The sequence below is a fragment of the Betaproteobacteria bacterium genome (assembly GCA_016791345.1).
In the GTDB taxonomy this organism is placed as follows: Bacteria; Pseudomonadota; Gammaproteobacteria; order Burkholderiales; family JAEUMW01; genus JAEUMW01.
In genome coordinates this window covers 1-9,791 of sequence record JAEUMW010000387.1, presented here as the reverse complement: position 1 = coordinate 9,791, position 9,791 = coordinate 1, and the positions used below count along the sequence as shown (strand labels likewise).

The following is a 9,791-nucleotide window of genomic DNA, read 5'->3' as shown; positions in this document are numbered from 1 at the left end:
GCCGGCGTGCTTTTCGATCACATGCACAAGGCCGGCGAGTTCATGGTCGGCTATCGCTTCATGTACAGCCGACAGGCCGGCGACGTGCTGCACGGGACGAGCAGCGTCAGCGACGTCGCCCTCGCCGCCGCCGGCTACTCGATGAAGCCGACCAGCATGAACATGTACATGAGCATGCTCGACATCATGTACGCGCCGACCGACTGGCTCAGTCTGATGGTCATGCCGCAGTACGTCAGCATGGACATGAGCATGCAGGCGCTGCCGACGCTCCCTGGCTCGGATGCGGGCGAGCACGGCGGACACGGCGGCGCGGGATCGCACTCGCACAGCACCGACGGTTTCGGCGACACCTTGCTGTCCGCGCTGGTGCGTCTCTACGACGACCCGGTCAACCATGCGCACGTCGGCATCACATTCAGTGCTCCCACCGGTTCGGTCACCCAGAAGGGCGCGGACGGGCGCTACACGCACTACATGATGCAACTGGGCAGCGGGACCTGGGACTTCGTGCCGAGCCTGACCTACACCGGGCGCGCAGACCGCTTCGCCTGGGGCGCGCAGCTGCTCGGGGTGATCCGCCTGGAAGGCGAGAACGAGGCCGGATTCCGCTACGGTGACGTCTTCCAGGCCACGGGCTGGGGCAGCTACCGCCTGCTCGACTGGCTGTCGGGGTCGCTGCGCATGCTGTACACGAGCCAGGGCGACATCGAGGGCCACTACAACGGTGCGCACAACCACAGCAGCCCGCCCGATCTGCAGGCCAACTACGGCGGCAACTTTCTCGACGTCGGCTTCGGCCTCAACAGCGTCGTGGAGTCGGGCTGGCTGCGCGGCAACCGCTTCAGCATCGAATGGCTGCAACCCGTGTATACGGACGTGAACGGCTATCAGCTCGACCGCGTCGGCACCCTCTACGCGAACTGGAGTCTCGCCTTCTGAGCTGTGCTCGTCAGCGCTTCTTCGATCGCGGCTTCGCAGGCATCGCTGCGTCCATCCCGCAGTGTCCGCCGTGCGCTGCACCCGCAGCATCGGTTTTGTCCGGCGTTGCCGCCTCGCCCATGGGAGTCACCAACACCTTCGTGTTCCTGGGATCCCAGCCCTGCTGGCAATAGATGGATACGCAGTATTTCAGCTCCGGGTCCTCGTGATCGTTGCTCGTGAAACGGACTTCGTAGAGCGCATGATGGGAATCGCTGATGATCCTGAAGTACGAGAACTGGTAGCGTCCCTGGGCGCGCGCCCGGGCAGCCTCCCGCGCCGCGGCGTTCAGTCCCGCCTTGGGGCAACCCAGCGTCATCGTCTCCAGATCACCGAGATCGCTGACCGGGGGCGCGGCCTCCGCGGCGGCCACGGCCGGCGCCGGCACCGCCGGCTGCATCGGCGCCGCTGCAGCCGGGGACGCGGTCTGTGGCGTCGCCGGCTGCGCCGGCGTGGCGGTCATCCGGGTTGGCGCACTGCTGCAGGCGGACAGCAGCACGCCTGCCATCACTGCGAGATGTCTCATGGGAGCCTCCGAAAGCGGGTGTCGACGCAATGCAGGGGCGCGTAGCGCCTCCTGTCTTACAGTCCGTACTGGACGACCTTGTTGCTGAACGTGGCCACGTAGACCTTGCCGTTCGCGACGACCGGCGTGGAGAACTTGGCGAAGTTTCCGAGCTTGTCTCCCGCTTTGGTATCGCTGTGAAACAGCTCCTTCATCTGCGTGCCGTTGACGAGCGTCGTGGCGTCGTAGGCGACGAGCGCACCGGGAACGACCTTGGAGTTCGCGTCCCCCTTGGTCGGGTAGGTTGCCCACACCACCCCGGTGGCAGGAAACGTATCGTTGGAGGAGACGACGAGCCGTCCGCCCGGCATGCCACCGGGCTCACCCGGCTTGCCCGAGGCGTAGCGCACGCCCTCACCGCGGAACGACGCGATGCGCTTCGTCCCGAAGTCGTAGTTGTAGGCCTTGAGACGCTCGTTCTCGCCCCAGACGTAAACGATGCCCTTGGTCGCCCGCTCCATGTAGACGGGCGTGCCGTGGATGTGATGCGTCTTCTGGTCTGGCGTATTCCATGGCAGGTTGCGATCGCGATTGACGATCGGCCAGTTGGGATCGGGTACCGTCGACGTCGGCAGGCCGGCGTCGCCGTTCGGTGCATTCGGCAGGTAGGTGGCGACGAAGGGAAGATTGAAATGCGGCTGCCACGAGTTCTTCCCGAGGTTGTTCATGTTCAGGTTGTAGAGGATGCCGTCCTTGCCGCCGCCGACGAGGTTGCCGCGCGCCGGCACGATGAAGACACCCGCCGAGGCGAGATCCTGATCGCCATCCGCACGCCCGAAATCGCTGAACGCACACCAGAAGTCCGCGACCTCGAGCTTCGGTTTCCCGCCGTTCACGTTGGCAGCGCCCGCCGTGTAATGCAGCTTGACGAAGCTCTCGGCGAAATTGCCCGGATTCGTTCCCGGGTCCATGCCGTTGCCCGTCGTAAAGTAGATGTCGTTGCCGTCGATCGCCGGCCCGGACCCTGCCATCCAGATGCCTCCGGCGCCTCCACCGGGCGTCACGTTCCAGATGGCAGGCGTCGGCGTGAAGCCGGCCTCGCCGTTCAGTCCACGCACGTCGTACGCGACCACGAATCCATGTCCGGGCCCGTTCGGGTTCTCGCCATTCATGGAGAACGCGATGATGAGCGCCTTGTTTCCGTCGTCACCCGTGAGCAACCCCAAGCCCGCACGCATCTTCTGGTACGGCGTCGTGAAGCCGTTGGCGAGACCGCCGCCACCGTTGTCGGCATTGCCTGCGATGAGCAACGGTGGTCGCCGGTCGACGAGCGTGTTCGCATCCATCACCCAGAGCAGGTTGATGCGATCCTGATTGCTGGCCTGTGCGTTCGGCTTTGCCAGCGTGGCCACGTAGAGCGTGTTGGTGGCGATATCGATCACCGGCGTCGCCGTGATGCCCCAGTTGTGATAGAGGCACCACATGTCCATGTTGCCGGGCTGCGCACACGGATCGAAAGGCGCGGCAAGCTGACGCTTGCCAAGTTGCGCCCCCGTGTTGGTGTCGAAGACGTAGACCGTGGTATTCATCGTAAACACATAGAGCCTGTTACCCACCACGAGCGGCGACACGTCGACCTTCTCGTCGACGGCGAACTCGCGGATCTTCCTGAGATTGGGAACGTTCGCCGGTGTCAGTACCGTCTCGAACTTGTTCCAGCCCTGGCGAGTGTTGTTCACGCCGACGGTCCATACATCGACGGCGTGGACTGACCCCGCGAGCAATGCAGGCAACACCATCGCCAACAGGGCGCTCGTACCTGACCGAAGACTCATGCTTGCTGCCTCCCAGAGATGTGGCTGTCACGCCACGCGACTTGTCTGCATCCATGCAGCAGCCGGCCGCGCGCCGATGTCGCTTCCCCGATCGTACTCTTCCGGTACTGAATTATGGAAGCCGGCAGGGAATACGCGACAACTCATCGGGCCCTCGTCGCGCTGGCCCGCGCGAGGTAGCATTCGCATCTCAACGATGACCATCAAGCCGCCAAGGTCGCATCGATATGGATGATGACAACGATGGCATGCGCGCCAACACGGGCGCCTCTGCTGCCGAGATCCAGTGCCACTACGACGTGGGTAACGACTTCTACCGCCTGTGGCTGGACGAAGGCATGAATTACTCGTGCGCCTTGTGGCAAGGCGAGCAGACAGATGAAAATCTCGCCGAGGCTCAACTGCGGAAGCTTGCGTATCACGTCGAGAGCGCGAACGCCGTCGGCAAGGAGACCGTACTCGACATCGGCTGTGGCTGGGGCACGCTGCTCCACCAGCTGACGCAGGTGCACCGCGTGAGACGCGCAGTCGGACTGACCCTGAGCGCGGCGCAGGCGCAATGGATCCGAGAACGCGGCATGCAAGGCGTCGAAGTCCGCCAGGAAGCGTGGCAGGAGCACGTACCCGCGACACCCTACGACGCGATCATCTCCATCGGCGCCTTCGAGCATTTCGCCCGCCCCGGCATGACACCGACAGAAAAGGTTGCTGCCTACCGCGCGTTCTTCGAGAAGTGCGCGTCGTGGCTGGTGTTTCCGGGCCGGCTCTCGCTGCAGACCATTGCACATGGCTGCGTGGGCGAGAGGAAGCGCGAACAGACATCCCGGCTGTCGAGCATCGTCTTTCCCGGTTCGGAACTGCCCCGGCTGCAGGAAATCATCATCGCCGCCGAAGACGTGCTCAATATCCGGAAGGTCGTCAACCACGCCAGGGATTACCAGCACACCTGCAAACTGTGGAGGAACAACCTCAAGCGCAATCGCGAGCGCGCCATCGCACTGCACGGCGAGGCCGTCTACAAGCGCTACGTCGACTACCTGCAGGGCTCCGAATTCGGCTTCGCGCTGGAGAACCTTGCGCTCTATCGGATCGTGCTCGAGAAACCCCGGAATATCTTCCGGGATGAACCCGGCCCGGGCTCTCAGGTGAGTGCCGTCTCGTCTTCCGCGTAGGTGATCACCGGCGCCGGGCGCGCGCCTTTCGGGCTGCCGCGGTGAACGGCGCGGAAAGTGAGCTCGCCGCCGCTCAGGGTGCGCACGTCGAACCCCTCCTGCGCGAGCACGCGGTACGCGAGATACGAACGAAAGCCGGAACGACAGTAGACGTAGACCGGCCTCTCGCGCGGCAATTCGGCGAGACGCTGGCGCAGCTGCTTGAGGGGAATGAGCGTCGAACCCGGCAGGCGCCAGTGCTCGTGCTCCGCCGGAGAGCGCACGTCGAGGACGACGGCATCGGCGGGAAGCGTTCCCCACTCTTCCGCGTACCAGAGCTTGAGGTCGCCGCGCAGCACGTTCGCAGCCTGGAAGCCGGCCATGTTGACCGGATCCTTGGCCGAACCATAGGGCGGCGCGTAGGCGAGTTCGAGTTCTTCCAGGTCCTCGACGGCAAGACCTGCGCGGATTGCCACCGCCAGCACGTCGATGCGTTTGTCGACACCATCCCAGCCGGCGGCCTGAGCGCCGAGCACGCGCCCGTCCTCGGCGTCGAACAGCAGCTTGAGATGCATCGGCGCGGTGCCGGGATAGTAACTCGCATGGCCGCTCGGATGCAGGTAGACCTTTCCGTAGCGATGGCCGATGCGGCGCAGGGTCGCCTCGGACGCGCCGGTCATCGCCACCGTCATGTCGAAGATCTTGACCACACCGGTGCCCTGCGTCGTCGTGTAGCGCGCGCTGCTGCGCCCGGCGCCGCGCACGATGTGGTCCGCCGCGATGCGCCCCTGACGGTTGGCTGGACCGGCGAGCGGCACGACCACACGCTCGCCGGTGACGGTGTCGCGCACCGCCACGGCATCGCCGACGGCGTAGATCGCGGGATCCGACGTGCGCTGGTGCTCGTCGACGATGACGGCACCCCGCTGCGTCACGTCGAGTCCCGCCGCGCGCGCGAGCGAGGATTCAGGCCGCACACCGACCGCGACCACGACGAGATCGGCGACCACGCTGCCGACACCGCCCAGGTCGACGCTCACCGCACCCCCATGCGCCGGCGCAAAGCCGTGTGCCGTCGTCTCGAGGTGGAGGCGTACCCCCTTGGCTTCCAGATGGTCCTCGACCTCGCGCGACATCTCGGGGTCGAGCACCGCCATCACGTGTTCACCGGCCTCGACCAGCGTCACCTCCAGCCCGCGATGGCGGAACGCCTCGGCCACTTCCAGCCCGATGTAACCGCCGCCGACGACGACCGCGCTGCGCGCCCCGGCGTCCACCACGCGCTTGATCGCATCCATGTCGGGAATCGAGCGCAGGGTGAAGACGCGCGGATGATCGATGCCCGGCAGCGGCGGCTTCACCGGCGCGGCACCGGTGGCGAGCACCAGCCGGTCGTAGCGCTCCTCGTAGCTGCGGCGGCTCGCGCGCTCGACGACGCGCACGCGCGCTGCCGCGCGGTCGATCGCGACCACCTCGTGCCCGGTGCGGACTTCGAGCGCGAGCGAATCCGCCAGACTCTGCGGCGTCTGCAGGAGCAGCGCGTCGCGCTCTTCGATCTCGCCGCCGATGTGATACGGCAGCCCGCAGTTGGCGAACGAGACGTAGTCGTCGCGCTCCAGCACGAGGATCTCCGCGCGCTCGTCGAGCCGTCGCAACCGGGCGGCAGCGGACATTCCGCCCGCCACCCCGCCGACCACCACCACCCGACGCGGCGCACCGCGCTTGAGTTCCGATGCCATGACTGGACCTCCACGAACGCTCATGCTCACTTGACGAGGTCGATTCTAAAGACGGGAGCGACGGCCGTCTGTGACCTAGGTCGCACGCCCCGACGCCGGCGCCGATCACCACGCGTGCTAATATCGCGGCCGGTTTTCGCGACCCTGCGGGGGAGATCCCACCGATGCTGCGCCGCGTCCTGGCCTCCAGCCGTTACATCGTCCTCATCGCCGTCGTCGGCACCTTCGTCGCCTCTTGCGTGCTGCTCGTCTACGAGGCGCTGGTGGTTGCGCAGGCGGTGGTGCGCATCATCGGCGAGGGAGAGATTTCGCCGCAGGGCGCCAAGGTCATCGCCATCGGGCTGATCGAGGCGGTCGACGTCTTCCTGATCGCGATCGCCGTCTACATCATCAGCCTCGGTCTCTACGCCCTGTTCATCGACGACAAGCTGCCGCTGCCGCGCTGGCTGGAAGTTCACGACCTCGAGGATCTCAAGGCGAATCTCGTGAGCATCGTGATCGCCGTGCTCGCCGTGCTCTTTCTGCGCGAAGCGGTGGCCTGGGATGGCGAGCGCGATCTGCTCAAGTTCGGCGCGGTGCTCGGCCTTATCATCGCCGCCCTCACGTTCTTTCTTTACCTGAAGAAAAAATGGCAGCGTGATTGACTGCCCGCATCGATACCCCGTTGATTAATCGGGCTGCGAGAAATCCGCTCTCGCGAGCGCAGGCTCTGGGAGTACAATCGCCCGATTTTTAGCTGCACCCGTCATGCCCCCGAAGGATGCCTCCACGTTCGAACTGAAGAACGGCTCGGTCGACGCCTTGCACTTCATCGTCAAGACGGCCGAGATCGCGTTGCTGCGCGACGAGCTCGATGCGCGCTACGGGGCGATGCCGGAATTTTTCGCCAACGATGCCGTGGTGCTCGACGTGCGCCGGCTGCCGCCCCCCAGCGAGCTGCCGCTCAAGGAGCTGAGCGACCTCCTGCTGGCTTTGCGCCTGCGCCCGATCGGCGTGGTCGCGCTCGACGCGCAGCAGGAATGGGCGGGTGCGAGCGGACTGACCGTGTTCCCGGATCGCGACGTGCGCCGCCCGCCACCAGCGGAACCGGAGCCCCCCGCGAAGGCTGTCACCGAACGACCGGAGATCGTCACGCGCGCGACCACCGCGATGATCGTCGACAAGCCGCTGCGCTCCGGTCAGCGCCTGCACGCCGCCGGCGATCTCATCGTGCTCGGCCTGGTCAGCCACGGCGCGGAGATCATCGCCGGCGGCAACATCCACGTCTATGCACCGCTGCGCGGCCGTGCGCTCGCGGGCGTGCACGGCGATCGCGACGCGCGCATCTTTTGCACTTGCATGGAGCCCGAGCTCTACTCCATTGCAGGCTTTTATCGCACGGTCGAGACCAACCTGCCGGAGGACGTGCAGGGCAAGGCGGCGCAGGTGCGTCTCGACGGCGAACGGCTGATCGTCGAAGCGCTCGACCTGCGCTGACCCGACCACTTGGAGCGGTGTCCTCAACATTCGAGATGCCCATGAATCAATCCGAGCCCATTGCAGCACCCGACGCAGCACCGGCTGCAACACCCGATCCGGCAGCCACTCCAGCACCCGCTGCACCGGCCGCAGCCGAAGCGGCGCCTGCTGCGCCCCCGGCTGCCGAACCCGCTGCCACCGCACCCGCGCCCGCGAAGACCGCACGCATCGTCGTCATCACCTCCGGCAAGGGCGGCGTCGGCAAGACCACGACGGCGGCGAGCTTCTCCGCCGGTCTCGCGCTGCGCGGCTACAAGACGGCCGTGATCGACTTCGACGTCGGCCTGCGTAACCTCGATCTCATCATGGGATGCGAGCGTCGCGTGGTCTACGATCTGATCAACGTCATCCACGAGGAAGCCTCGCTGCACCAGGCGCTGATCCGCGACAAGAACTGCGACAACCTGCATGTGCTGCCGGCCTCGCAGACCCGCGACAAGGACGCGCTCACCCAGCAGGGTGTCGAGAACGTCCTCAAGGGGCTGCACGACATGGGCTTCGACTACATCGTCTGCGACTCGCCCGCGGGCATCGAAACCGGTGCCCTGCTCGCCATGCACTACGCCGACGAGGCGCTCGTGGTGACCAATCCGGAAGTCTCGTCGGTGCGCGACTCGGATCGCATCCTCGGCATTCTCGCCTCCAAGACCAAGCGCGCGATCGACGGTGCGGAGCCGATCAAGGAGCACCTGCTGATCACCCGCTACAACCCGAAGCGGGTGGTCGGCGGCGAGATGCTGTCGCTCGAGGACATCCAGGAGATCCTGCGCATCAAGCTGATCGGCGTCATTCCCGAGTCGGAGTCGGTCCTGCAGGCATCCAATCAGGGTCTGCCGGCGGTACACCTCAACGGCACGGATGTCGCCGAGGCCTACCGGGACGTCATCTCGCGCTTTCTCGGCGAGGACATTCCCCTGCGCTTTACCGACTACCAGAAGCCGGGTTTCTTCAAGCGGCTGTTCGGCAACCGATGAGGGAGCGGCGCATGTCCTTCCTGTCATTCTTTCTGGGAGAGAAGAAGAAGACGGCGACGATCGCGAAGGAACGCCTGCAGATCATTCTGGCGCACGAGCGTACCGCACGGGGCGCCGCGGCAGACTGGCTGCCGGCGCTGCAGCGCGAGCTGGTCGACGTCGTCTCGAAGTACGTCCACATCGATCGGCGCGACATCCGCGTCTCGCTCGAGCGCCAGGACAACCTGGAAGTGCTGGAGGTCAAGATCGAGATGCCGAACGCCTGACGTCGCACGGGGGCGGGTGCAGATGGACACGGTGTCCGTTGACGTGGCGATCATCGGCGCAGGTACCGCCGGCCTCAACGCGCGCCGTGAGGTGGAAAAGCGCGGCGGACGGCCGCTGCTCATCGAGCAGGGACCGTACGGCACCACCTGCGCGCGCGTGGGCTGCATGCCTTCGAAGCTTCTCATCGCCGCGGCGGAGGCGGCGCACGCCATCGACGCGGCCCCCGTCTTCGGCGTGCACGCGGTCGGCGGACGCCGCGTCGACGGCGCCGCGGTGATGGAACGGGTGCGGCGCGAGCGCGACCGCTTCGTCGCCTTCATGGTCGAGGGAACACAGGCGATCCCAGAGGCGCAGCGGCTTTCGGGTCATGCCCGCTTCATCGGGCCGACCACGCTCACAGTCGACGATCGCGTTCGCGTCGAGGCGCGGAGCGTCATCGTCGCGGCCGGCAGCGAGCCCTTCGTGCCGCCGCCGTTCGACCGCATCCGCAGCCGCATCCTCGTGAGCGACGATGTGTTCGAGCTCACGGATCTGCCCGAGAGTCTCGCCGTCATCGGCACCGGCGTCATCGCGCTCGAGCTCGGTCAGGCACTGCAGCGCCTCGGCGTGCGCGTCGCGTTCTTCAACCCGTTCACCGAAGTCACCGGGTTCACCGATCCCGAAGTCAGGCGCGTCGCCGAGCACGAGCTTCGCGCCGACCTCGATTTGCGGCTCGGCGTGAAGATGCTGGAGCCCGAGCCCGGCGAACGGGACATTCTGCTGCGCTGGCGCGATGCGCAGGGCGCGGAACACGGGGAGCGCTTCGCGCAGGTGCTGGTGGC

The 9,791-nt window shown here is 66.1% G+C and carries 10 protein-coding genes; 7 read left to right on the top strand and 3 right to left on the bottom strand.

Annotated elements, in window-relative coordinates; genetic code table 11:
• Positions 1-21 precede the first annotated feature (21 nt).
• Complete coding sequence (locus tag JNK68_14915; GenBank protein ID MBL8541637.1) at positions 22-942, top strand: transporter; 921 nt, start codon at positions 22-24, stop codon at positions 940-942.
• Between the two features lie 10 nt (positions 943-952).
• Here JNK68_14915 and JNK68_14910 read toward each other — a convergent pair whose 3' ends face one another.
• A complete protein-coding gene (locus tag JNK68_14910) occupies positions 953-1,507 on the bottom strand; it encodes a hypothetical protein (GenBank protein ID MBL8541636.1) in 555 nt (184 codons plus the stop codon).
• A 56-nt stretch (positions 1,508-1,563) separates the two neighbouring features.
• Positions 1,564-3,321, bottom strand: coding sequence for a hypothetical protein (locus JNK68_14905; GenBank protein MBL8541635.1), 1,758 nt, complete (start codon positions 3,319-3,321; stop codon positions 1,564-1,566).
• A 248-nt stretch (positions 3,322-3,569) separates the two neighbouring features.
• Between JNK68_14905 and JNK68_14900 the strand changes: the two genes are divergently transcribed.
• Entirely contained in the window at positions 3,570-4,493 is a 924-nt protein-coding gene (locus JNK68_14900; protein ID MBL8541634.1) for a class I SAM-dependent methyltransferase, read from the top strand.
• On the opposite strand, the gene JNK68_14895 is transcribed toward JNK68_14900, so the two are convergent.
• Positions 4,463-6,211 (bottom strand): FAD-dependent oxidoreductase, encoded by a 1,749-nt coding sequence (locus JNK68_14895; protein MBL8541633.1) that lies wholly within the window; start codon positions 6,209-6,211, stop codon positions 4,463-4,465. The two genes, JNK68_14900 and JNK68_14895, sit on opposite strands and share 31 nt — an antisense overlap.
• 164 nt (positions 6,212-6,375) lie before the next feature.
• Between JNK68_14895 and JNK68_14890 the strand changes: the two genes are divergently transcribed.
• From JNK68_14890 to JNK68_14870, 5 genes are all read left to right on the top strand, one after another.
• A complete protein-coding gene (locus tag JNK68_14890) occupies positions 6,376-6,855 on the top strand; it encodes a YqhA family protein (protein ID MBL8541632.1) in 480 nt (159 codons plus the stop codon).
• Positions 6,856-6,958: 103 nt separating this feature from the next.
• Positions 6,959-7,687 (top strand): septum site-determining protein MinC, encoded by a 729-nt coding sequence (gene minC, locus JNK68_14885; GenBank protein ID MBL8541631.1) that lies wholly within the window; start codon positions 6,959-6,961, stop codon positions 7,685-7,687.
• 41 nt (positions 7,688-7,728) lie between these two features.
• Positions 7,729-8,703: a septum site-determining protein MinD gene (gene minD / locus JNK68_14880; protein MBL8541630.1), complete on the top strand. Its 975-nt coding sequence runs from the start codon at positions 7,729-7,731 to the stop codon at positions 8,701-8,703.
• A gap of 11 nt (positions 8,704-8,714) precedes the next feature.
• On the top strand, positions 8,715-8,969 hold the full coding sequence (gene minE, locus JNK68_14875) for a cell division topological specificity factor MinE (GenBank protein ID MBL8541629.1): 255 nt from the start codon (positions 8,715-8,717) through the stop codon (positions 8,967-8,969).
• Between the two features lie 22 nt (positions 8,970-8,991).
• A partial coding sequence (locus JNK68_14870) for an FAD-dependent oxidoreductase (GenBank protein MBL8541628.1) occupies positions 8,992-9,791 on the top strand: 800 nt, incomplete at its 3' end.

What these genes read in the sequence shown, in the direction of transcription:
- JNK68_14915 (MBL8541637.1), top strand. Translation starts at nt 22, where the DNA reads ATGCACAAGGCCGGCGAGTTCATGGTCGGCTATCGCTTCATGTACAGC.
- minD (MBL8541630.1), top strand. Translation starts at nt 7,729, where the DNA reads ATGAATCAATCCGAGCCCATTGCAGCACCCGACGCAGCACCGGCTGCA.
- JNK68_14890 (MBL8541632.1), top strand. Translation starts at nt 6,376, where the DNA reads ATGCTGCGCCGCGTCCTGGCCTCCAGCCGTTACATCGTCCTCATCGCC.
- minC (MBL8541631.1), top strand. Translation starts at nt 6,959, where the DNA reads ATGCCCCCGAAGGATGCCTCCACGTTCGAACTGAAGAACGGCTCGGTC.
- JNK68_14895 (MBL8541633.1), bottom strand. Translation starts at nt 6,211, where the DNA reads ATGGCATCGGAACTCAAGCGCGGTGCGCCGCGTCGGGTGGTGGTGGTC.
- minE (MBL8541629.1), top strand. Translation starts at nt 8,715, where the DNA reads ATGTCCTTCCTGTCATTCTTTCTGGGAGAGAAGAAGAAGACGGCGACG.
- JNK68_14900 (MBL8541634.1), top strand. Translation starts at nt 3,570, where the DNA reads ATGCGCGCCAACACGGGCGCCTCTGCTGCCGAGATCCAGTGCCACTAC.
- JNK68_14905 (MBL8541635.1), bottom strand. Translation starts at nt 3,321, where the DNA reads ATGAGTCTTCGGTCAGGTACGAGCGCCCTGTTGGCGATGGTGTTGCCT.
- JNK68_14910 (MBL8541636.1), bottom strand. Translation starts at nt 1,507, where the DNA reads ATGAGACATCTCGCAGTGATGGCAGGCGTGCTGCTGTCCGCCTGCAGC.